Below are 22,260 nucleotides of genomic sequence, written 5' to 3'. Positions count from 1 at the left end.
TGCCCGAGAGAAAACCGGCCTCCTCCTTTTCCCGGCCATGCGTTAAAAGACCGCCGGCATGGATCAATTCCCGACGCTGAGCTCAACTCCCCGGCCGCAATCCCACGCGCGCTTCGATGCACTTGCGCCGCTGACCTTTCTCGGCTGGCGATTGGGACTAGCGGCGATCGTCGCCGGTCTCGCGGCGTCGTTCTTTCTCTTCGGGTACGCGCTGGTCTATTGGCGTAATGCCGATATGGACCTGATGGTGATCTATAACGCGTTTGCCCTCAACGACGGCAAGCCGCAGCAATTCTTCGATCACACCGGCTACCTCACCATCGTCTCACTCAAAGTCTGGCTCGAGATGTTGCATGCGCTCGGCTTGCTCAACGCCTATTCGCTATCGAGCATGCCTCCGGCCTCCGACCCTCAGGCCTTCGATGCTGCCATGACCAGCGCCGTCCGCGCCGGCCGCGTGCTCGCCTGGCTGATCGCGACGGCCAGCGTGCTGGTCTTCGCGCGGCTTATCCGTGTCATCGTGCGCGACTGGCGTCTCGCCTTGATCGCAACCTTCGCATTTGCCTTTTCAGGCGGGATTGCCGTGCACGAGCGCGTCTTGCGCACGGAACTTGTGGCGGCATGCCCGGTCATTTTCGCGCTGATGATCCTGATCGTGATCGGACGCCGGGCGAGCATCGCGCGTCCGATCTGGATCGCGCTTGCGGCGGCACTCTGCGTGTTGGGCCTCGAAAACAAGGTGCAGGCGATCCTGCTGATCGCGGCATTGCCCGTGCTCATCCTGCCATTTGGCGGCGCGCAGAGCGCCAGCGTTGCTTTTTGGCGCAACAGCCGATCCGCCCTCGCGCTTGCCGTCGTCACGGTTATCGCAGCGGCTGTCGCGGGATGGACCGCATGGCCGCTGGTCGCGACCGGTTTCGATCGCACCCCGCTCGATGCGGCCGGATTGCATCCGCTGTTGTTGGACCGCTTTGGCGTCTATCAGGTAGCGCTGCTATTTTTTACCGGCGGCAGCATGCTCGCCTATGCCGCGATTTGGCGGATCAGCGCCGCAGAGACGCTGGCGGCAATGGCCGCCATCGCTGGCGGCGCGTCAGTGGCGCTGCTCGCGCTCAACCTCGACTATAACTCCGGCAACGTCATCGCAGTCTTCAATCCGCTGGAGAAGATGCTGAAGTTCGTCGATGCCGGAACGGCTGCCGCCGCGAACCACTCAAGCCTGGCGGATATCTTCCGGCTTCTGCTTGGCGGCATCGCCTCGGTGGCCGCGCGATATTCCTTCGTATTGCACACTTCACCACGCCCCACGGTCTTTCTGACCTGGCTGATTGTGCCCGGCATCATCTATGCGCGGATGCGAGGCGAAAGGCAGGTTGCGATTCAAGCTTTGCTGTTACTGGCGGCGGCGGCCGGCATCGATGCGCTCGGCGTGCGGCGAGGATTGAAGTCCGAATATTTCATCCTCACCGATCCCCTGATCGTCCTCGCCGGCGCGCTTCTGCTCGATCGCCTGGGCGATCTGCGCTTTCATAAATGGGCCTACCCAATCGCGCTGGTTCTTTTCACGTTGCAGTTCGTGATCAGCCAGGCGGAGCCGATCAAATATGCCTTCATGCGCCGGGGGCCGGAATCGATCTGCGAATGGAACCAGCATTACTTGCCCCTGATGCCGCTGCCATGGTGTCCGCTTTCGCGCTCCTGAGGGTCGGTCCGGCGCCGCGGAACCGAAATTTACCAGGACTTGCACCCTGCAAAAGCCGATCTGGCGTAACGCCGCAACTCGGCTATGATGGATCAGGATGGGGAAGTCGCTCGGCAAGTCTCGAAGCACCCGAGGCGCGAAGCGATCAGAAAACAGGAAAGCCAACATGCGAGTTGCGGCAGGATTGATCTTTGCAGGCGCGATTTCACTTTGCGCGGGCGGTGCGGCATGGTCGCAAACCCCGCCTGCCAGGACCGACGCCAAACCTGCTGCCGCCGCAGCATCCGCGCCGACCGCAGCGCCGCCGCTTGCCAAGCAGGCCTGCGCCAATCCTGACGCGCTCGGGATCGGCCGCGTCGTTGAGATCGACACCACCGGCGGACCGGGATTCGGCTTCGAGCATTTCAAACAGCTTGATTTCCTGCGCGACAAGGAAGTCGTACTGACCTTCGACGACGGTCCGTGGCCAGAAAATACGCCCGCCGTCCTCAAGGCGCTGGCCAACGAATGCACGACCGGAATTTTCTTCCCGATCGGCAAGCACGCCACCTATTATCCTGAAATCCTCAAGCAGGTCCTGGCAGCCGGTCACACCATTGGTACTCACACCTGGTCGCACGCGACCCTTTCCAACAAGAAGCTGACCGAAGACCAGCGCAAGGAAGAAATCGAGAAGGGTTTCAGCGCTGTGAAGTGGGCACTTGGCGGTGTCTCGCCGGCCCCCTTCTTCCGTTTCCCCGCGCTACAGCATCCGCCGGAAATGGTGACTTACCTTGGCACGCGAAACATCGCGATTTTCTCCTGCGACCTCGATTCCTTCGACTTCAAGGCGCGGAATGCGCAGCAGGTCATCGACGTCACGATGAAAAAGCTCGACAAGCTCGGCAAGGGCATCATCTTGATGCACGACTTCCATAAGCATACCGCAGAAGCGCTGCCCACGCTGCTGCGCAAGCTGAAGGAAGGCGGCTACAAGGTCGTGCAGATGAAGGCCAAGGCGCCGGTCCAAACCCTTCCGCAATATGACGAGGAATTACTGAAGGACACCAAGCTGCCCACGGTCAGTTCTCGCCCTGTGTCGAGCGTTGTGCAGACGATTTCGGAATAGTCTTCGCGCACTCTGGACAACGCTGTGCCGGCACTCCGTATCGAGGGTTATGTCATCGTCTCAGCCGACGGAATGTTGGCGGACGCCCGGCGTGTGATGCCGGAGGCGCTGAAATTCGAAGGCGACAAACAGTTCTTCAATGCCGCGCTCGACCGTGCCGACCTGATCGTCCATGGCCGGCGCTCGCATGAGGGCCAACCGAACTCGCCGCAACGAAAACGGATTGTTCTGACGCGGACCGTCGCCGGCATCGCCGGCGATCCGTCCAATCCCAAGGCGACGCTATGGAATCCGGCCGGCGCTTCTTTCGAGGCCGCGTGCGGCCACGCCGGCGTTCACGAAGGTACCGTCGCGGTCATCGGTGGACCGGACGTGTTCGACATGTTCATGGATCGCTACGACACCTTCTGGCTATCGCAGGCCCCCAATGTCCGCGTGCCCAACGGACAGCCGGTCTTCTCAGGCGTGCCGCAGCAGACGCCGCAGCAAATCCTCGCAAGCCGAGGCTTGACTGCCGGCCAGAGCCTCGTCCTTGACGCCGCAAACGGCGTTACCGTGACGCCGTGGCAGCGGGCGCTTCAAACGTCGTAACCGGGCTCGTGCACTTTGGCCGTGCGGCTCGATCCAGCAATCATGAACAAGGCGCCGATCAGCGACAGGTTTTTCAGCGCATGGACCAGGTTGTTTCGGGCGTCAGTGCCGGTTTGATTCCAGAAATCGTGGAAATAAAACGTCGCGGCCGCCACGAACAGGATCAGGATGATCGCAAAGAAACGGGCACCGAAATTCAGCGCAATCATGACACCACAGATGATCTCGATCGCCCCGGATACGATCGCCAGTAAATGCGCGATCGACATTCCGGTGATGGTCTCGAGCTGCGCAGTATAGGGAGCGAGGATCGCTGGAAGGACGATCTTCTCCGTCATCTGGGCCGTTGCCGACAGGTCCATCAGCTTGGCAGCGCCGGAGAAAACGAAGAGAACGGCGAACAGAATTCGTCCAAATGTAACAAGCGCTGGCATTATCGGCCCCTCTAGGTCGCAAGCTCAGGGATGGCTGAGACGATTATGGGCGTTCCGCACTGACTTTTTCAATCGATTTCCAGCCGGCAGCGATCGCCAACCGGCCTTAGTTGCGCCACCGTTAGTGGAATGGATTTGACATTCGCCACCAACCTAGCCGCGGGTTCGCAAAACGACTGTCAAATCCTAAACTCCGTTAAATCTATATGTTTGCCAGTGGTCCTTTGATTCTAACATTTCGCAAAACCGGCTGCTGAGATGCGATGCGACTGTCGGAATCCGACCACTAGCCGAATAGCGAGGGCTGCTGACGGCCGGCCGGCTCCTGCGCCTCGACGGCGGCAACTGCCGTCATATTGAGAATGCCCCGCGCGGTCACCGACGGGGTCAGAATATGCGCCGGCCGTGACGGACCTATGAGGATCGGTCCAACCGGCAGGGCATCGGCCAACGACTTGATCATTTGATAGGCGACGTTGGCGGTGTCGAGATTGGGCATGATCAGGATATTCGCCTCTCCTTCGAGATGCGAATGCGGCAGGACCAGCTTGCGGGCCGCCTCTGAGAGCGCGGTATCGCCCTGCATCTCACCATCGGCCTCGATCTCGGGATGGTTCTGGCGCAACAGCGCGGTGGCGCGCCGCATCTTGCGTGAAGATTCCGTGTCAAAGCTGCCAAAGTCGGAATGCGACACGAAAGCGATTTTCGGCTTGATATTGAAGCGCTGCACATGCACGGCCGCCAGCGCCGCCATTTCGGCAATCTCCTCGGCGCTCGGATTTGGCCGCACCTGGGTGTCGGCGATGAAATAAGAACCCTTGCTCGTGATCAGCAGCGACAATGCGGCGAAATCACTCACTCCCGGCCGGAAGCCGATGATTTCCCGGACGTGGCGCAGATGGCTCCTGTAGCCGCCTTCGACGCCACAGATCATGGCGTCAGCCTCGCCGCGGCTCACCGCCAACGCGGCAATCACGGTGGCGTTGGTCCGCACCATGGTGCGCGCGGCATCCGGCGTGACGCCGTAGCGGCCGGCAATGGTGATGTAGGATTGGACGTAGGAGCGATAGCGGGGATCGTCCTCGGGATTGATGAGGTCGAAATCCTTGCCGGCCTTGATGGCGAGGCCAAATCGCTTGATCCGCGCTTCCACCACCGATGGACGTCCGACCAGGATCGGCCGCGCCACATTTTCTTCCAGCACCACTTGCGTCGCATGCAGCACGCGCTCGTCTTCGCCTTCAGCGTAGATGACGCGCACCGGCTGGGACTTCGCCTTGGCGAACAGCGGTTTCATGACAAGCCCGGAGCGGAACGCAAAGCGCTCCAGCTGGGTTGCGTAGTCCTCGAATTTTGCGATGGGGCGGCTCGCCACGCCGGAATCCATCGCCGCCTTTGCGACCGCGGGCGCGATACGCAGGATCAGCCGCGGATCGAATGGACTCGGAATCAGCGAACCCGGACCGAACCCCTGCGCCTGGCCGCTGTCTAAACCGGGCGCCAGCGCATCCACCGGTGGATCGCGCGCCAGTTGCGCGATCGCATCCACCGCCGCCTTTTTCATTTCCTCATTGATCGCGGTCGCGCCGACGTCGAGCGCGCCACGGAAGATGAACGGAAAGCACAGGACGTTGTTGACCTGATTGGGGAAGTCGGAGCGGCCCGTACAGATCATCGCATCGGGGCGCGCCTTGCGCGCCTCATCCGGCATGATTTCCGGATTCGGGTTGGCCAGCGCCATCACCAGCGGCTGGTCGCCCATCTGCTTGACCATCTCCGGCTTCAGCACGTTGGGTGCGGAAAGGCCCAAGAAAATGTCGGTGCCGGGAATTACGTCGGCGAGCACGCGCTTGTCGGTCTTCTGCGCATAGACCGCCTTCCAGCGGTCCATCAATTTCGCGCGGCCCTCGTAGACCACGCCCTCAATGTCGCATACCCAGATATTCTCGCGCCTGGCGCCCATCGACACCAGAAGATTGAGACAGGCAAGCGCCGCCGCCCCTGCCCCCGAACAGACAATCTTGACGTCCGCCAGTTTCTTTCCGCTCAGCAGCAGCGCATTGGTGATCGCCGCGCCGACGATGATCGCGGTGCCATGCTGGTCGTCATGAAACACCGGAATTTTCATCCGCGCCTTGAGTTGAGCCTCGATCTCAAAGCATTCCGGACCCTTGATGTCCTCGAGGTTGATCCCGCCGAAGGTCGGCTCGAGCGCCGCCACCGTTTCGACCACGCGCTCGATGGTGTCGGCGGCGATCTCGATGTCGAAGACGTCGATCCCCGCGAACTTCTTGAACAGGACCGCCTTGCCTTCCATCACGGGCTTGGATGCCAGCGGGCCGATGTTGCCGAGGCCGAGCACCGCTGTCCCATTCGTGACCACCGCGACCAGATTGGCGCGGGCGGTCAGCGTGGCTGCTTCCGCCGGGTTATTGGCGATTTCGGTGCAGGCAGTCGCAACGCCGGGAGTATAGGCCAACGCAAGGTCGCGCTGGTTGGCGAGCGGCTTGGTCGCCTGGATCTCCAGCTTGCCGGGCCGCGGCAGCCGGTGATAGGCGAGCGCTGCGGCGTGAAGGTCTTCGGAATAGGACATTCGCTTCCCCCGGGCTCGTTACCGCCCCGACACAATCGATCTCGGTCGTGTTGTCTGCCGTCAGTTTTGCGGCAGATTGAGCCGGATGTGCAGCTCGCGCAACTGTTTCGGCGTGACCTCAGAGGGAGCGCCCATCATCAGGTCTTCGGCCCGCTGGTTCATCGGGAACAGGACCACTTCTCGCAAGTTTTCCTCGCCGCATAACAGCATGACGATCCGGTCGATGCCGGGCGCGATGCCACCGTGCGGCGGGGCGCCGAGCGAAAGCGCGCGAAGCATGCCGCCGAACTTCGCCTCCAGGACGTCTTCGGGGTAACCCGCAATCGCAAACGCCTTCTTCATGACGTCGGGACGATGATTGCGGATCGCCCCTGACGACAGTTCGGTGCCGTTACAGACGATGTCGTACTGAACGGCCTTGAGGCTGAGCAGCTTTTCGTGGTCATTCGGATCGAGCGCCAAGAAGTCTTCCGGCTCGATGTTCGGCATCGAGAATGGGTTGTGCGAGAAGTCGATTTTCTTCTCTTCCTCGTTCCACTCGAACATCGGGAAATCGACAATCCAGCAGAATTCGAATCTGTCCTTGTCGATCAGCTTCAATTCCTCGCCGAGCTTGGTGCGGGCAAGGCCGGCGAATTTCCAGAACTTGTCGGGGTCGCCTGCGACGAAGAACGCGGCGTCGCCGTCCTTCAGGCCGAGTTGTGTGCGGACCGCAGCCGTCCGCTCAGCCCCGATATTGTTGGCGAGCGGACCTGCGCCCTCGCCGCCTTCGCGCCACATGATGTAGCCTAAGCCTGGCTGGCCCTCGCCCTGCGCCCATGAATTCATCCGGTCGCAGAACGCGCGCGAGCCGCCGCCTTTCGCTGGGATCGCCCATACCTGGTTTTTGGGATCTTCCAGCATCCGCGCGAACACCTTGAAGCCGGAGCCGCGGAAATGCTCGGAGACGTCCTGCATCTCGATCGGATTGCGCAAGTCGGGTTTGTCTGTCCCGTATTTACGCACCGCCGTCGCAAACGGGATCAGCGGAAATTTGGCGGTCACGGACTTGCCTTCTGCAAATTCCTCAAACACGCCCCGCATCACCGGCTCGATGGCGCTGAACACATCGTCCTGAGTGACGAAGCTCATGTCGACATCGAGCTGATAGAATTCGCCCGGCGAGCGATCGGCACGCGCATCCTCGTCACGGAAGCAGGGTGCGATCTGAAAATACCGGTCGAAGCCCGCGATCATCGTGAGCTGCTTGAACTGCTGCGGCGCCTGGGGCAGCGCGTAGAACTTGCCCGGATGCAGCCGCGACGGCACCAGGAAGTCGCGGGCGCCTTCCGGCGAAGAAGCCGTCAGGATCGGGGTCTGAAATTCGAAGAACCCCTGATCTTTCATTCGCTTACGGATGGAATCGATGATCTGGCCGCGCTTGATGATGTTCTGGTGCAGTTTCTCGCGGCGAAGGTCGAGGAAACGGTACTTAAGCCTGATATCCTCGGGGTATTCCTGCTCGCCGAACACCGGCATGGGCAGTTCCGCCGCCGGTCCGAGCACCTCGATTTCGGCAGCGTAGAGTTCGACCAGGCCGGTCGCCAGTTCCAGGTTGTCTGTGCCCTCCGGGCGCCGCCGCACCTTGCCGTCGATCCGCACCACCCATTCGGAACGCAGTTTTTCAGCCACCTTGAAGGCTGGCGAATCCGGGTCGGCGACACACTGCGTCAGGCCGTAATGGTCGCGCAGATCGATGAACAGCACGCCGCCATGGTCGCGAATGCGGTGACACCAGCCGGACAAGCGAACGCTCTGGCCAATGTCGCTCTCACGGAGCGCGCCGCAGGTATGGGACCGATAACGATGCATCGAATTTCCATCAATCAATGTCGGTGAATCGGGCGACTTCAACCGCCTGCCCGAAGAGGTTGAGGGTTTAGCCGAGGCCGTCAGGCGCGGCAACCGCTAGCAAGAGGATTTGGAACGGCAGGCTTCTACGCCGGGAAGCCGATTGTTTAATCCCCACATATGCCTATCTTGATGGCATGACGGTGCATTTCCCCTTCCAAAACACCTATGCGGCGCTCCCGGACGGCTTTTTCGCGCGGGTGGCGCCAACGCCTGTGGCGTCGCCTCGGCTCGTCAAGCTCAACCGACCCCTCGCGGTCAGGCTGGGGCTCGACCCGGACCGGCTTGAGAGCTCGGAGGGTGTTGAAATCCTCGCCGGAAAACGCATCCCCGACGGAGCTCAGCCGATCGCCACGGCCTATGCCGGCCATCAGTTCGGTCATTTCGTGCCGCAGCTCGGCGATGGTCGCGCCATCTTGCTTGGCGAAGTCGTCGATATCGACGGCATCCGTCGTGACATCCAACTCAAGGGCTCGGGGCCGACGCCATTTTCCCGCCGCGGCGACGGGCGGGCAGCGCTCGGGCCTGTGTTGCGCGAGTACATCGTCAGCGAGGCAATGGCGGCGCTCGGGATTCCGACGACGCGGTCGCTCGCCGCTACCATCACCGGCGAACAGGTCATCCGCGAGACGCCCCTGCCGGGCGCTGTGCTGACGCGCGTGGCCTCCAGTCACATTCGCGTCGGTACCTTTCAGTATTTCGCAGCCCGCGGCGACACCGAAGGCGTCAGGCGCCTCGCCGACCACGCCATTGCGAGGCACTACCCGCAAGCCGCGCAAGCCGAGCGCCCCTATCACGCTTTGCTGGAGGGCGTCGTCACCCGACAGGCCGAACTGGTGGCGCGCTGGCTTTTGGTCGGGTTCATCCACGGCGTCATGAATACCGACAACACCTCGATCTCGGGCGAGACCATCGACTACGGTCCCTGCGCATTCCTGGACCACTACGATCCGGCGGCGGTGTTCTCCTCGATCGACGAACAGGGCCGATACGCTTATGCCAACCAGCCCAAGATCGCGCTTTGGAATCTGACGCGGCTCGCCGAATGCCTGCTGTCGCTATTTTCCGACGACAAAGACAAGGCAATCGAGCAGGCGCAATTGATCCTCGGCGAATTTCCGGCGAAGTTTACCGCGGCCTATCAGTCCGGCCTGCGTCAAAAGATCGGCCTCTTCACCCAGCGTGACGGCGACGAGGCGCTGGTGCAGGATCTGCTCGACGCCATGGCCAAAAACCATGCGGACTTCACGCTGACCTTCCGCCACCTGAGCGATGCCGCCGCAGATACCAATCGCGATTCCGACGTTCGTCGGCACTTCACGGATCCCGCCGCTTACGACGAATGGGCCACACGCTGGCGGCAACGAATTGGCGAGGAGCCGCAAACGCCGGCCGCCCGCGCGGCGACGATGCGGACCGTCAACCCTGCCTTCATCCCTCGCAATCACCGTATCGAGGCCGTGATCCAGGCCGCCATCGGCTGCAACGACTTTGCACCCTTTGAGGAACTGCTGACGGTGCTATCGAAACCCTATGAGGACCAGCCAGGGTTCTCGAAATATGCCGAGCCGCCGGAGCCGGATCAGCGCGTGCTACAGACCTTCTGCGGAACATAAATCGTTAACCTTCGGCCAAACATTGGGCGGCCTCCGCGTCGTCCGCGACCGTAAATTAAGCAGCGGTCAATCGCTTCCCAACAAGTCTGTCGGTTTGCTTGGGGGGATTTTGCCGTGGACGCGTTGGTTTTCGAATTCATGGGTTTGGCGATGCTTGCGCTCTGCGTCATCGTGCTGGTGATTCCGTCCACCAGGCGGCCGGCCGGGCGGCAGCTCCGCGATTTCTGATCGAATTAGGTCTCAGAATCGGCGAGGACAGCTCCGCAACGTCGGCGGCTGTTTGCCTTAAATGATATCCCAAGCGTAGATTTGGGTCTCGATTCCGCCGCAAGGCCCTTGACATATCAGCGCTTTCGTCCGAACGCCCTTCGGGAAAGCGTCATGGACTGTTCATGGATCTGATTTCTACTACCGCGGAACTTACCGCCTTTTGTGATCGCCTCGCCAAACACCGGGTCATCACCGTCGATACCGAATTTCTTCGCGAGACCACCTATTACCCGCTGCTTTGCGTGGTGCAGATGGCAAGCGCGGAAGAGGCGGCGGTGATCGATGCGCTTGCGGATGGCATCGACCTCGAACCTTTCTTCAAGCTGATGGCCGACGAAAAGGTCTTGAAGGTCTTTCATGCCGCGCGTCAGGACATTGAGATTGTCTGGCACCGCGCCGGAATCGTGCCGCACCCGATCTTCGACACCCAGGTCGCCGCCATGGCGTTGGGTTATGGCGATTCGATTGCTTACGACCAGTTGGTCGAGCGCGTCACCGGCCACCGGCCGGACAAGACCCATCGCTTCACCGATTGGTCGCGGCGGCCGCTGACGGACGACCAGATGCACTACGCGTTGGCCGACGTCACGCATCTGCGCGACGTGTTTGCGGCGCTCGACGCCGATCTCAAAAAACGCGGCCGGAGCGACTGGGTGAGCGAGGAAATGGAGGTTCTGACGAGCCCCAAAACCTACGACTTTCACCCCGAACGCGCATGGGAGCGGTTGAAGACGCGGGTACGCAAACCGAAAGAGCTTGCCGTGCTGATCGAAGTCGCGGCGTGGCGCGAGCAGGAAGCCCAAAGCCGTGACGTGCCGCGGGGCCGCGTCCTGAAGGACGATGCTGTCGGCGATATTGCCACCCACGCGCCGACCAGCCTTGAGAAACTTGCCAATCTTCGGTCGCTGCCGAAAGGCTTCGATCGATCGAAATGGGGCGCGGATATTGTCGCCGCCGTACAACGCGGCCTCGCGCGCGATCACGGGACGTTACCGAAGATCGAGAAGCCGCGTAGCAACGCCAACGGCGCGGCCATCGTCGAACTGCTCAAGGTATTGCTGCGCATGACGTCGGAGCGTCACGCCGTGGCAAGCAAGGTGATCGCAACCGTCGACGACCTCGAGCAGATTGCAGCCGATGACAATGCCGATGTCGGCGCATTGCACGGTTGGCGTCGCGAACTGTTCGGCGAGGCCGCGCTGGCGCTCAAGCAAGGCCGGCTCGCGCTTGCGATCGAAAAAGGCCGAGTTGTAAAAGTAGACCGCGACCAGCGAGCCACATAGCGCCAAGGCGATTTGCCAGCCGGTTTGCCTGCGTCCGCTTTCGCGGCCTTCGATATTTCCGCCATACCGTGGTCAAGCGCGACCGGCAGCGCCTACCATTTGACCTCGACACCCATCGTTGCCTGATGGGATTGCAGCGCAGATCGAAACTTGCCGTCGTAGTTGAGGTAAAGGCGCACGGCGTTGGTCAGGCTCAACGAAAGCGCGGCGCCGGCGTCCGTGCCGTATCGGCTTTCGCCAATCCCCTGAACCAGGATGCTCTCGGGTCCGAGGCTTACGGTGACCGCACTGAGATTTTGCTCCAAGTTATCGACGAACTTGCCATAGGCTGAAAGGTCGAGGATCTTTTGATCGACGATCCAGTAGTGGCCGATCTCTGCGCCGAGCAACATGCGCGAGCGTTCAAGCGTCGCACCACTTGCCGATACCGGGTCCAGGCCGCCCATCTCCTGAAACGATCCCGTCGATGCGTGAACGTATTCCAGCGCAGCTTTGGGCACGAGGCGGCTCTGATCCATGGTCCAGTAGTAGCTAAGCTCGGTCAGCGCGCCGTCGATCTGGCCATTGTAGCCCGCAGTGGCCATGCCCAGCGCCGTGTCGCGGCTCGAGTTGATCTTTCCAAAACCATGAACAAGGGCGACCGCCCAGGTCCACGGTCCCTTGTCGACCGATGCGTTGAAGCCAAGCTGAGTAAGATCAAGGTTTGCCGACTGCATCGCCAGCGGCACGTCAATGCCGGTTCGGCTTTGGTCGACCGAAAATCCGATATTCACACCCGGCGCGATCCGGGCACCAAACCCGGCCACACCGCCTGTGGTCGCGCGATTATCGCCGACAAAACTGCCTTGCGCGCCGGTCTTGGTGGAAATCCCGTAGGCCTCACCCCAGGTCCGGAAGGGTTGACCGTCGAGGGCTTCCGACGCGCCCGCGCCCCCTGGATTACTCCGCGACGCGCGACTGACGCCGCCGCTGGCCTGGTCGCCGAGCCGCTCCAGGAAGTTGCTGCCGAGGCCGGTGATAGCGGCGCCGAAGGAAAGGTCGGAGGCGGGCGCCGACGGGGTCGGCGGAGGTGGCGGCGGCGGCGGCACGAGGACTTGCGCTTGAGCCTGCTGCGCCGAGCAGCTCAGTAAAAGCGCAGCGGCGACAAAAAAGGCCTTGCCGCGCCACCGACCGGCTTCGGTCTCCACCGCTCGCGAAGACCGCAGCGACCAATCCATCCAGCCATTCCCAAAAAAGGTGTCGCGCCCGAAATATCAAATCGTCATCAATTGAAGGCGATTTGCGCCTAGTTCTGCCGGAGCGTCAATCGGTTGCGGCCCCGCCTCGCGCACGATCGATGAGCCTTGTTGTTCCGCGGCCACAGGCCCGTTGGGGCGGACCCGAGCCCTTCCAGCGATTTCGCCAAGGGCCCCAGAAGCTTGCTAACGCGCAAATTTCGTGTTGCAATCGCTGCCACAATCGGAATTAGGCCGATCGGCTGTGCGTTTCGCGACTAGGACATTCAGCAGACATCCGCAAAGCCCGCTTGTGGCGCGGCACGCAAATAGCGTGGCGCGTCGTCTTTACGTCTAGACCAGGAGACAGGCGATGCAAAAAGGCACCGTCAAGTGGTTCAACCCGACGAAGGGTTATGGGTTCATCAAGCCGATGGTCGGCGATAAGGACGTGTTCGTCCATATCTCTGCCGTCGAGCGCGCCGGGCTCACCACCCTTAACGAGAATCAGGTTATCGAGTACGACCTTGTTGAGAACCGCGGCAAGACTTCCGCAGAAAATCTCAAGGTTTCCTAAGCTTCGTCACGATCCGCGCAAGCAATCCTGATGCACCCCCGGCCATGCCGGGGGATTTTGTTTATCTATGCCCCGGCTCCGCGCGCAAGCTGCGGCGATATCAACGTGTCTTCGCCGCTAACGTCGCTGTCGAGGCGGCAGACCGCACCTTCAAGACGAAGCTTTCCGCTCGCCAACAGACTCAGGGCCTTCGGGTAGATCTGATGTTCGACCGTCAGAATCCGCGCCGACAGCGTTTCGCGCGTATCGTTATCGCGGACCACAACCACTCCCTGCATCACGATCGGACCGGCGTCGGTTTCCGGCGTGACGAAATGGACGGTCGCTCCCGATACTTTCACGCCTGCGTTCAACGCCTGCGCGTGCGGATCAAGGCCGGGGAAAGACGGCAGCAGCGAGGGATGGATGTTGAGCATCCTGCCGTACCATCGCTGCACGAATTCGGCTGTGAATAGCCGCATGAAGCCGCCGAGGCAGATGAGTTCGATACCGTGGGCCTCAAGCGCCGGCTGCAAGACCGCTTCGAACGCCGCGCGATCTTTCCCGAACGGCTTGCTTTCGATCGTCAATGCCGGGATGCCGTCCGCCCTCGCCAGGGCAAGCCCGGCGGCGTCAGCGCGGTTTGAAATCACCACTGCAATCTCGGCTGGAAAACTCTCAACCTTGGCCGCGTCGATCAAGGCAACCATGTTCGAGCCGCGTCCCGAAATCAGGATCGCCACGCGGGGTTTCGACGTCCCCTTTCGTCGATTTGGCGTCACCATGAAAGGTCGAGATGGCCGTTATAGACGACGCGGTGCTCGCCCTGTACCGGGGTCACTTCGCCCAGCACCGTCACGCGCTCGCCGGCATCGTTAAGAATGCGGCTGACCGATTCAACCGCGTCGGGCTCAACGACAGCGATCATGCCGATCCCACAATTGAATGTTCGTAGCAGCTCCAGCTCGGCGACGCCGCCCTGCTCTGCCAGCCACTTGAAGACCGGCAGCACCGGCAACAGTGCGAGATCGATCCCGACGCCCAAATGCTTCGGCAGCACCCGCGGGATATTGTCGGTGAACCCTCCGCCCGTGATATGCGCGAGCGCCTTGACGGCGCCGGTTTCACGGATCGCCCGAAGGCAGGACCGGACGTAGAGCTTGGTAGGGGCCAGCAAGGCGCCGCCGAGCGTCATGACCGGCGAAAACGGCGCCGGCGCATCAAATCCGAGACCTGAGGATTCAACGATCCTGCGGACCAGCGAAAACCCGTTGGAATGAACGCCCGATGACGCCAGGCCAAGCACGGCGTCACCGGCACGGATATCGGCACGCGGCAATAGGGTACCGCGCTCGGCGGCGCCGACCGCAAACCCGGCCAAGTCGTAGTCGCCATCCTTGTAGAGCCCCGGCATTTCGGCGGTTTCGCCGCCGATCAAAGCGCAGCCGGATTCCCTGCAACCTTCCGCGATACCGGCCACGATCATAGCGGTCGCCTCCGGATCGAGCTTGCCGCACGCGAAATAATCGAGAAAGAACAGCGGTTCCGCACCCTGCACCACGAGGTCGTTGACCGACATCGCCACGAGGTCGATCCCGATCCCGCCATGCAGGCCGGTGTCGATCGCGATCTTGACCTTGGTCCCGACGCCGTCCGTCGCCGCGACCAGAACCGGGTCCTTGAAGCCCGCGGCCTTGAGATCGAACAACCCGCCAAAGCCGCCGATTTCGGCCGCGGTGCCGGAGCGCGCCGTGGCACGAACCATCGGCTTGATCAGATCGACCAGCCGGTTACCCGCATCGATATCGACGCCCGAATCCGCGTAAGTGAGCCCGTTCCTGCGCTCGGCCATGGCCTATTCCAGTTGATGCGGGCTGGGTTACGTCGGATTTGACTTATGTGCAATGGTGGCAGGCGCTTACCATGTAGACAACAGCCGGTTCGCCCAGCAAAATTCCACCGGAAACCTATATTTGCTAGCGTCCCTTTGGTTCTAACATTCACGAACGAATTCGCTGCAACAGATTGCAAATATCAGAGCAATAGAGCGGCAGGCGGGAAACGACCGAGTTGAGTATTCCAAATATCATTACGTTGGGACGCATTATTCTTGTCCCTGTGATCGTCTGGGCGATTGCCTCCAACCAGATGGAGATCGCATTTGCGATCTTCGTCATCGCGGGCGTCAGCGACGCGGTCGACGGATTTCTGGCCAAGCGCTTCAACATGGCGAGCGAATTGGGTGCGCTGCTCGATCCGCTCGCCGACAAGGCGCTTCTGGTTTCGATCTATGTGGCGCTCGGTATCTGGGGCGCGGTGCCGCGCTGGATCGTTATCCTCATCGTCTCGCGCGACTTCATGATCGTCGCGGCCGTGATCGTGTCGTGGTTGTTCGACAAACCGGTTCCGATGAAGCCGTTGATGGTTTCGAAGCTCAACACGGCAACCCAGGTGGCGCTCGCAGCGCTGATCCTGGCCTCGCTCGGCTTCGGTTTCAGACCGACGCCATATGACGCCGTGCTGATGGGACTGGTAACGGTCTTTACTTTGGTTTCCGTATCCCTCTATCTCGTCGAGTGGGTACGGCATATGAGCACGATCGAGGCGAGTTAGCCCCGATCGTGAGTGCCGGAATCGGAGTCTCGCGTGGCAGGCCGCGTTCAACCTCGTCAACTGGCATTTGCGCTCGCACACGCAGAGAGTTTTACGCGCGATGACTTCCTGGAGGGGCCGGCCAACGCCGCCGGCCTCGCGCTGGTCGATCGCTGGCCGGACTGGCCGAACCAGACGATGTTTCTGGTTGGCCCGGAAGGATCGGGCAAGAGCCACCTCGCCGCAATATGGGCCGAGCAATCCGGTGCCCGCTCGACCTCTGCACATGCGCTGACCGCGGCGGAGGTTCCGGGCGCGCTCGCGACCGGGGCGCTCGTGATTGAAGATCTTAAGGCCGCTGACATCGATGAGCGCGCGTTGTTTCATTTGCTGAACCTTGCGCGCGAAGAAGATGCCTTCGTCCTGATGACCGCACGTACGTCGCCGACCGAGGTTGAACTTCGCGACTTGCGCTCAAGACTACGTGCGGTGCCGGCTGTCGAGTTGCTACCGCCGGACGATCATCTGTTTCGCGCATTGATCGTCAAGTTCTGCGCGGATCGCCAGCTCGCCGTGGACGAGACCGTGGTGAGTTATCTTACTACCCGTCTCGAGCGTTCCTATGCAGCCGTGCGGCAAGCCGTCGAGCTATTGGATACCGAAGCCCTGCGGCTCGGCAGGCCAGTTACCCGGGCCCTGGCAGCGGAACTTCTTCGTAGCAACGCTTAACCAGGACGCGGTCTCCTATCTTGACGGAGCCGACGACGGGAACATCAATGTCATTGAAACGTCGCCGCGATATCAAATGATCTAGCTAATCGCGCCGCGGCTGGAGCCGAAATGGATCGAAACTTGATGGATTCCGCCCAAGCCATTGTAACAACAGAGAAAGATTCTGTTACTGCCGGCCCGCCTACGATCGGAAGCAGCCCCGAGCGCTTCATCAACCGGGAACTTTCCTGGCTGCATTTCAATCGGCGAGTGCTGGAAGAGTCGGTCAACCCGGGCCACCCCGCCCTGGAACGCGTCCGATTCCTGTCGATTTCCGCCAACAACCTTGATGAATTCTTCATGGTCCGGGTGGCCGGCATCAAAGCCCAGGTGCGCGAGGGCATCACCGAGCGCAGTCCCGATGGGCTTACCCCGGCCGAACAGCTTGTCCTGATCAACGAGACCGTTTCCAAACTAGCCAACGACCAGCAGGCGATCTGGCGCGATCTGCACAAGACTCTCGCAGCCGTTGGCATCGTGCTCGTCGAAGGCCGCGAAGTCACCAAATCCGAGCGGACGTGGGTCGAGGACCACTTCCTCCATAATATTTTCCCGTTGCTGACGCCGCTGGCGATCGACCCAGCTCACCCCTTCCCATTCATTCCAAGCCTTGGCTTTACCGTTGCGCTTCAACTGGCGCGGGTCTCCGACGGCAAGCCGATGAACGCGCTCATTCGCATGCCCGGCAAGATCGACCGCTTCGTTCGTCTGCCCGCGAGCAAGGACGGCGCGGTGCGGCTGATCACGCTTGAACAGGCCACGGGTCTGTTCATCGGTCGCCTGTTCCCGGGCTACACTGTCAAAGGTCAGGGCGCGTTCCGTATCATCCGCGACTCCGAACTCGAAATCGAGGAAGAAGCGGAAGACCTTGTCCGCCTGTTCGAGACCGCGCTGAAGCGGCGGCGGCGCGGCTCGGTGATCCGGCTCGAAATGGAAGCCAAGATGCCGGAGGAGCTGCGGGCTTTCGTGCAACGTGCGCTTTCCACCGCCGACGACGAAGTGCTGCTGGTTGATGGCGTGCTCGCCATGAACGAACTTTCGCAACTGACCAGGCTCGACCGGCCCGATCTCGAATTCGTGCCGTATGTGCCGCGTCACCCCGAACGCGTGCGCGATCATGGCGGCGACATCTTTGCCGCTATCCGGCAAAAGGACCTCATCGTCCACCACCCTTACGAATCCTTCGACGTCGTCGTGCAGTTCCTGCAACAGGCGGCACGCGACCCCGACGTCGTTGCCATCAAGCAGACGCTCTATCGCACCTCGAACAATTCGCCGATCGTGCGCGCGCTGGCGGAAGCTGCCGAAGCCGGCAAATCGGTCACTGCGCTGATCGAACTCAAGGCGCGCTTCGATGAGGAAGCCAATATCCGCTGGGCGCGCGACCTCGAACGCGCCGGTGTGCAGGTCGTCTATGGGTTTATCGAATTAAAGACGCACGCCAAGCTCTCGATGATCGTCCGCCGCGAAAGCGGCAACCTCACCACTTATGTGCACACCGGAACCGGAAACTATCATCCGGTGACGGCGCGCATCTATACCGACCTGTCTTACTTCACGTCCGACCCGATCATCGGCCGCGACGCCGCGCGGGTGTTCAACTACATCACCGGCTATGCGGAGCCGAGCGACATCGAGAAGATGGCGGTGTCGCCCCTCACCTTGCGCAAGCGGATGATCGAACACATTCGCGGCGAGACCAATTACGCCCGGCACGGCAAGCCTGCCGCGATCTGGCTGAAGATGAACTCGCTGGTCGATCCTGAAATCATCGATTCGCTTTATGAAGCTTCGCAGGCCGGCGTTTCGATCGAGCTCGTGGTGCGCGGAATTTGCTGCCTGCGGCCGGGCATTCCAGGGTTCTCGGAGAATATCCGTGTCAAATCGATCATCGGCCGATTCCTGGAACACGGCCGAATCTATTGCTTCGGGATGGGACAGGGCCTGCCAGGCGCCAAAGCGGCTGTGTATATCTCGTCCGCCGACATGATGCCGCGCAACCTGGATCGCCGCGTCGAGATCCTCTGCCCATTGCAGAATCCCACGGTGCATCAGCAGGTTCTCGAGCAGATCATGGTCGCGAACCTGAAGGATACCGAGCAAAGCTGGCAATTGTTGCCGGACGGTTCTTCAACGCGTATGAAGGCCGCGAAGGGCGAGGAACCCTTCAATCTGCACAACTATTTCATGACGAATCCGAGTCTGTCTGGCCGTGGAAAGTCTCTCAAGGAATCATCGCCGCGCCGCCTCACTCGCCGCACCGAGCGCCAGCAATCGTCATAAGAGGATTGGGCGGTGAAGCGGGCGCGCAAGCGCGCCTCGAGCGTGGCTGTCATCGATATCGGCTCGAACTCGGTACGTCTCGTCGTCTACGAGGCGATGGCGCGCAGCCTGATCACAATCTTCAACGAGAAAGCGCTGTGCGGCCTCGGCCGCGAGGTGCAATCCACCGGCCTGCTTGCTCCGGACGCCGTCAACAAGGCTCTGACCTCGCTGCGGCGTTTTCGGGCCCTGTGCAGGGTGATGAAGGTCGGGCGTGTCTATGCGATCGCAACCGCCGCCTGCCGTGACGCGAGCAATGGCCCCGATTTCATCGCCAAGGCCGAGCGCATTTGCGGAACGAAAATCGAAATCCTGTCGGGTCCGCGCGAGGCGAAATTGTCGGCACTCGGTGTCGTCTCCGGCGTGCACCGGCCGGACGGCATCGTCGGAGATCTCGGCGGCGGATCGCTGGAATTGATCGACGTGCGCGGCAATCGTGTGCGCGGTGGGGTAACGCTCCCGCTCGGAAGCCTCGCGTTGCAGGACTTGTCGCACAAGTCGCTGAAGCGCGCCGAGCGCATTGTCAAAGCCGAGCTTTCCGACGTCGACCAGATCAAAGGCGGCCGCGGCCGAACGTTTTACGCGGTGGGCGGCACCTGGCGCGCCTTGGCGCGCATTCACATCATTCAGAGCGAATACCCCCTCGGCGTGATGCATGGCTATTCTATCCCGGCCGAGGACGCGCTCGATTTCGCGCGGCGGCTGCGTCGCCTGGTAGCCGCGGACATGCTCGCCAATATCGAGGTTATCGCCGACGCCCGGCGACCGCTGCTGGCCTACGCCGCGCTGGTTCTCGAATACATCATCCGGGTCGCCCGGCCGAAAACCATCGTGTTCTCGACCTTCGGGGTGCGCGAAGGCCTGCTCTATGAAATGCTGCCTGACACCGAGCGCGCCAAGGATGGTTTCATCTGCGCCGCTCAGAAACTCAACGGATTGCTGTCTCGGTCTGCCCGCCATGCCCAGGAATTGATCGAATGGACCGACCGGTTCGTGCGGGTCGCGAGGTTGCGGGAGACGGAAGAAGATCGCCGCCTGCGCCACGCTGCTTGCCTGTTGTCGGATATCGGATGGCGCGTACACCCCGATCATCGCGGCGAGGAAACCCTCAATCTCATCACCAACGGGAATTTCGGTTCGATCAGCCATCAGGGCCGGGCCTTCGTCGCCCTGTCGGTTTTCTACCGCTATGCAGGCTTGAGCGAGGAAAATGAGCCGCCGCAGACCATGCAGGAGCTGGTGCCGCCCGCAATGCTCGAACGCGCCCGCTTGCTGGGGGCAGCCTTCCGTGTCGCCCACCTGATCTCTGCGGCGCGCCCCGGTGTATTGCCGGCGACGCATTTTCGCAGTCATGGCCGCAAGCTGACGCTCGTGTTCGAGCACAGACTGGTCGATCTCGTTGCCGACCGCGTCGGCAGCCGTTTCAAGCAGCTCGCTCGGCTCATCGGCCGCTCGGGATCGATCGTCAGACGCTAGATTTTGCGGAAGCTTGAGCCGGATTTTCGAGCCGTTTCAGCCGACGTCGCCGCCAGATCGATCCGGCCACCAAGACGGTGATGGCCCCAAGAACCGACGCCGAATATCCGACGAGTTCATGCGGCGACAGACCCAAAATGGCCGATTTCGCCTCAAGGCGAGATGCGATCGTGCCGTCGAGCAGCCGATACAGCCAGGGTTGCACGGCAGGATCGCTTACGATGACCTCGCCCGCGATCCAGCCCAGCAGCATCGCGCCCAGCCAGACCAGAATCGGAAAGCGATCGAGCACCACCATGATCAGCGCGGCGCCCGCAACGATGATGGGGATGCTGATTGCAAGACCGAGAACAAGAAGCGAGAGCTGACCGTTCGCGGCGGCCGCGACCGCAATCACATTGTCGAGGCTCATGATGATGTCGGCGATGACGACAATGCGGATTGCATGCCAAAGCGTCGTGCCGGCCGTAATTTCATCGTCCTCGTCTTCGGGCACCAACAGCTTGGCCGCGATCACGAGCAATGCGAGACCGCCGGCCAGCTTCAGGTAAGGCAACGCCATCAGTGTGGCGACGATGCCGGTGAAGACAATCAGGAGCACCACGGCAATGCCGGCGCCGATGGTCATGCCCCAAAGCCGGTGCCGGCCACGCAGGCCGCGGCAAGCCATGGCGATCACGAGGGCGTTGTCACCCGACAACAGGATATTGATCCAGATGATCTTGCCGACCGCCAGCCAGAACGCTGGCGTCTGCATGTCTACCCGCAATTGCGCGAAAAAACCGGCGATATTCGCGGGATCACCGAGCTGCAACAGCGCGTTCACAGCCTGCCCCCTGGACCGCGGGTCACTGCCGCCCGCGGCTAATGTTGAGAAACGTCAAAACCAGTGTCCCGATTCCGAAGTTCGCATCATTTTGCGGAGGCACGTTTACGAACTTCGGAATCGAAAGGACACTGGCAAATCACTTAATCCAGCGTGGCTTTGGTTCAAAAGTCCGCATGAAAGAACTCGCGGCAAGGATTATGCCGGCTTTTGAACCGCCACACTAGCCGACAATCTCATTGCCGGAAAAGAATTGGGCAATCTCGATGGCAGCCGTTTCCTGGGCGTCCGAACCATGCACCGAGTTCTCACCGATTGATTTCGCATAGACCTTGCGGATCGTGCCTTCGGCAGCCTTGGACGGATCGGTCGCGCCCATCACATCGCGGTGTTTAATGACGGCGTTTTCACCCTCGAGGACCTGAACGACAACAGGGCCCGACGTCATGAAGTCCACCAACTCACCGAAGAACGGACGCGCCTTGTGGACGGCATAGAAGGTCTCCGCCTGCTCGCGCGTCATCCGAATTCGCTTCTGAGCGACGATGCGCAAACCGGCTTTCTCTATCAGCGCATTGACGGCGCCGGTCAGATTACGAGCCGTCGCGTCCGGCTTGATGATGGAAAAGGTACGTTCGATCGCCATGGTTTCATCCTTGAAAAGCGCCGATGGAAGTTGCGGGCTTATATCGGTGCCGCTGCGGCACGGCAAGCGAAGTGATGACGTGGAACGGACCGCGCGAGCCGGTAACGACCTGCAGAATTACGTCGAGTTCACCCAGATGAACCTTTCCTGAAACAGTCGTCCCGCTGTCGTTCACTTGGCGGGGCGTAGGGTCTTTTCAACCGGACGCCGTACCGCCTCGGAAGGCGTTCAGGGAAGTGCTTTTCACCCGTGGCGCCCTGGGCGCCCAACCTGAGGAGACGACGATGTTACGCAAACTCTCGCTCGCTTTAGTTGCCGCGGTTTCGCTTGGTGCGGCCGCGCTGGCACCCACCTCTGCTTCGGCGTGGAC

18 protein-coding genes and 1 pseudogene are annotated in these 22,260 nt (G+C 61.3%); 11 read left to right on the top strand and 8 right to left on the bottom strand.

Going from position 1 to position 22,260, the window contains the following annotated elements; translation table 11 throughout:
• The first annotated feature begins 58 nt into the window (after positions 1-58).
• The 3 genes from WB528_RS14430 (at position 59) to WB528_RS14420 (ending at position 3,401) form a co-directional block, all read left to right on the top strand.
• Positions 59-1,702 carry a hypothetical protein gene (locus WB528_RS14430; RefSeq protein WP_423889087.1) on the top strand — a complete coding sequence of 548 codons (1,644 nt, stop codon included), beginning with the start codon at positions 59-61 and terminating at the stop codon, positions 1,700-1,702.
• Between the two features lie 166 nt (positions 1,703-1,868).
• Entirely contained in the window at positions 1,869-2,810 is a 942-nt protein-coding gene (locus WB528_RS14425; protein WP_423889086.1) for a polysaccharide deacetylase family protein, read from the top strand.
• Positions 2,811-2,882: 72 nt separating this feature from the next.
• Positions 2,883-3,401 carry a dihydrofolate reductase gene (locus tag WB528_RS14420; protein ID WP_423889098.1) on the top strand — a complete coding sequence of 173 codons (519 nt, stop codon included), beginning with the start codon at positions 2,883-2,885 and terminating at the stop codon, positions 3,399-3,401.
• On the opposite strand, the gene WB528_RS14415 is transcribed toward WB528_RS14420, so the two are convergent.
• The 3 genes from WB528_RS14415 to aspS form a co-directional block, all read right to left on the bottom strand.
• Positions 3,389-3,835, bottom strand: a complete 447-nt coding sequence (locus WB528_RS14415) for a DoxX family protein (RefSeq protein ID WP_423889085.1) — start codon at positions 3,833-3,835, stop codon at positions 3,389-3,391. The genes WB528_RS14420 and WB528_RS14415 overlap by 13 nt on opposite strands.
• A gap of 286 nt (positions 3,836-4,121) precedes the next feature.
• On the bottom strand, positions 4,122-6,428 hold the full coding sequence (locus WB528_RS14410) for an NADP-dependent malic enzyme (protein ID WP_423889084.1): 2,307 nt from the start codon (positions 6,426-6,428) through the stop codon (positions 4,122-4,124).
• 60 nt (positions 6,429-6,488) lie between these two features.
• Positions 6,489-8,279 (bottom strand): aspartate--tRNA ligase, encoded by a 1,791-nt coding sequence (gene aspS / locus WB528_RS14405; protein WP_423889083.1) that lies wholly within the window; start codon positions 8,277-8,279, stop codon positions 6,489-6,491.
• A gap of 176 nt (positions 8,280-8,455) precedes the next feature.
• Here aspS and WB528_RS14400 point away from each other — a divergent pair, with 176 nt between their 5' ends.
• Together WB528_RS14400 and rnd are read left to right on the top strand one after the other, a co-directional pair.
• Positions 8,456-9,934: a protein adenylyltransferase SelO gene (locus WB528_RS14400; protein WP_423889082.1), complete on the top strand. Its 1,479-nt coding sequence runs from the start codon at positions 8,456-8,458 to the stop codon at positions 9,932-9,934.
• Between the two features lie 392 nt (positions 9,935-10,326).
• Entirely contained in the window at positions 10,327-11,487 is a 1,161-nt protein-coding gene (gene rnd / locus WB528_RS14395) for a ribonuclease D (RefSeq protein WP_423889081.1), read from the top strand.
• Positions 11,488-11,579: 92 nt separating this feature from the next.
• Here rnd and WB528_RS14390 read toward each other — a convergent pair whose 3' ends face one another.
• A complete protein-coding gene (locus WB528_RS14390) occupies positions 11,580-12,704 on the bottom strand; it encodes an autotransporter outer membrane beta-barrel domain-containing protein (RefSeq protein ID WP_423889080.1) in 1,125 nt (374 codons plus the stop codon).
• 370 nt (positions 12,705-13,074) lie between these two features.
• Here WB528_RS14390 and WB528_RS14385 point away from each other — a divergent pair, with 370 nt between their 5' ends.
• Positions 13,075-13,278, top strand: a complete 204-nt coding sequence (locus tag WB528_RS14385) for a cold-shock protein (RefSeq protein ID WP_072825325.1) — start codon at positions 13,075-13,077, stop codon at positions 13,276-13,278.
• Positions 13,279-13,343: 65 nt separating this feature from the next.
• Here the strand turns inward: WB528_RS14385 and purN are convergent, their stop codons facing one another.
• Together purN and purM are read right to left on the bottom strand one after the other, a co-directional pair.
• Positions 13,344-14,042, bottom strand: a complete 699-nt coding sequence (purN, locus tag WB528_RS14380; protein ID WP_423889079.1) for a phosphoribosylglycinamide formyltransferase — start codon at positions 14,040-14,042, stop codon at positions 13,344-13,346.
• Positions 14,036-15,109: a phosphoribosylformylglycinamidine cyclo-ligase gene (gene purM / locus WB528_RS14375; RefSeq protein ID WP_423889078.1), complete on the bottom strand. Its 1,074-nt coding sequence runs from the start codon at positions 15,107-15,109 to the stop codon at positions 14,036-14,038. Before purM ends, purN begins: the two co-directional genes overlap by 7 nt.
• Before the next feature lie 218 nt (positions 15,110-15,327).
• Between purM and WB528_RS14370 the strand changes: the two genes are divergently transcribed.
• The 4 genes from WB528_RS14370 to ppx all read left to right on the top strand — a co-directional run bounded on the left by WB528_RS14370 (position 15,328) and on the right by ppx (position 20,418).
• Positions 15,328-15,870, top strand: coding sequence for a CDP-alcohol phosphatidyltransferase family protein (locus WB528_RS14370; RefSeq protein WP_423889077.1), 543 nt, complete (start codon positions 15,328-15,330; stop codon positions 15,868-15,870).
• A gap of 33 nt (positions 15,871-15,903) precedes the next feature.
• Positions 15,904-16,578 (top strand): chromosomal replication initiator DnaA, encoded by a 675-nt coding sequence (locus WB528_RS14365; RefSeq protein WP_423889076.1) that lies wholly within the window; start codon positions 15,904-15,906, stop codon positions 16,576-16,578.
• 126 nt (positions 16,579-16,704) lie between these two features.
• The gene (locus WB528_RS14360; protein WP_423889097.1) at positions 16,705-18,903 is read left to right on the top strand and encodes an RNA degradosome polyphosphate kinase; all 2,199 of its coding nucleotides are present in this window, start codon (positions 16,705-16,707) and stop codon (positions 18,901-18,903) included.
• A gap of 12 nt (positions 18,904-18,915) precedes the next feature.
• Positions 18,916-20,418 carry an exopolyphosphatase gene (ppx, locus tag WB528_RS14355; RefSeq protein ID WP_423889075.1) on the top strand — a complete coding sequence of 501 codons (1,503 nt, stop codon included), beginning with the start codon at positions 18,916-18,918 and terminating at the stop codon, positions 20,416-20,418.
• Here ppx and WB528_RS14350 read toward each other — a convergent pair.
• Both WB528_RS14350 and ndk read right to left on the bottom strand, forming a co-directional pair.
• The gene (locus tag WB528_RS14350; RefSeq protein ID WP_423889074.1) at positions 20,408-21,244 is read right to left on the bottom strand and encodes a YjbE family putative metal transport protein; all 837 of its coding nucleotides are present in this window, start codon (positions 21,242-21,244) and stop codon (positions 20,408-20,410) included. The genes ppx and WB528_RS14350 overlap by 11 nt on opposite strands.
• Positions 21,245-21,467: 223 nt before the next feature.
• A complete protein-coding gene (gene ndk, locus WB528_RS14345) occupies positions 21,468-21,890 on the bottom strand; it encodes a nucleoside-diphosphate kinase (protein WP_423889073.1) in 423 nt (140 codons plus the stop codon).
• A gap of 284 nt (positions 21,891-22,174) precedes the next feature.
• Between ndk and WB528_RS14340 the strand changes: the two are divergent.
• A pseudogene (locus WB528_RS14340) lies at positions 22,175-22,260 on the top strand (sulfur globule protein precursor); the annotation flags it as partial.

Origin of the sequence: Bradyrhizobium sp. (assembly GCF_049586575.1) — a bacterium.
GTDB lineage: Bacteria > Pseudomonadota > Alphaproteobacteria > Rhizobiales > Xanthobacteraceae > Bradyrhizobium.
This window is presented reverse-complemented; position numbering and strand designations above follow the sequence as displayed.

Coding starts and splice junctions, on each gene's coding strand:
- WB528_RS14430 (WP_423889087.1), top strand. CDS start 59: ATGGATCAATTCCCGACGCTGAGCTCAACTCCCCGGCCGCAATCCCAC.
- WB528_RS14425 (WP_423889086.1), top strand. CDS start 1,869: ATGCGAGTTGCGGCAGGATTGATCTTTGCAGGCGCGATTTCACTTTGC.
- WB528_RS14420 (WP_423889098.1), top strand. CDS start 2,883: ATGTTGGCGGACGCCCGGCGTGTGATGCCGGAGGCGCTGAAATTCGAA.
- WB528_RS14415 (WP_423889085.1), bottom strand. CDS start 3,835: ATGCCAGCGCTTGTTACATTTGGACGAATTCTGTTCGCCGTTCTCTTC.
- WB528_RS14410 (WP_423889084.1), bottom strand. CDS start 6,428: ATGTCCTATTCCGAAGACCTTCACGCCGCAGCGCTCGCCTATCACCGG.
- aspS (WP_423889083.1), bottom strand. CDS start 8,279: ATGCATCGTTATCGGTCCCATACCTGCGGCGCGCTCCGTGAGAGCGAC.
- WB528_RS14400 (WP_423889082.1), top strand. CDS start 8,456: ATGACGGTGCATTTCCCCTTCCAAAACACCTATGCGGCGCTCCCGGAC.
- rnd (WP_423889081.1), top strand. CDS start 10,327: ATGGATCTGATTTCTACTACCGCGGAACTTACCGCCTTTTGTGATCGC.
- WB528_RS14390 (WP_423889080.1), bottom strand. CDS start 12,704: ATGGATTGGTCGCTGCGGTCTTCGCGAGCGGTGGAGACCGAAGCCGGT.
- WB528_RS14385 (WP_072825325.1), top strand. CDS start 13,075: ATGCAAAAAGGCACCGTCAAGTGGTTCAACCCGACGAAGGGTTATGGG.
- purN (WP_423889079.1), bottom strand. CDS start 14,042: ATGGTGACGCCAAATCGACGAAAGGGGACGTCGAAACCCCGCGTGGCG.
- purM (WP_423889078.1), bottom strand. CDS start 15,109: ATGGCCGAGCGCAGGAACGGGCTCACTTACGCGGATTCGGGCGTCGAT.
- WB528_RS14360 (WP_423889097.1), top strand. CDS start 16,705: ATGGATTCCGCCCAAGCCATTGTAACAACAGAGAAAGATTCTGTTACT.
- ndk (WP_423889073.1), bottom strand. CDS start 21,890: ATGGCGATCGAACGTACCTTTTCCATCATCAAGCCGGACGCGACGGCT.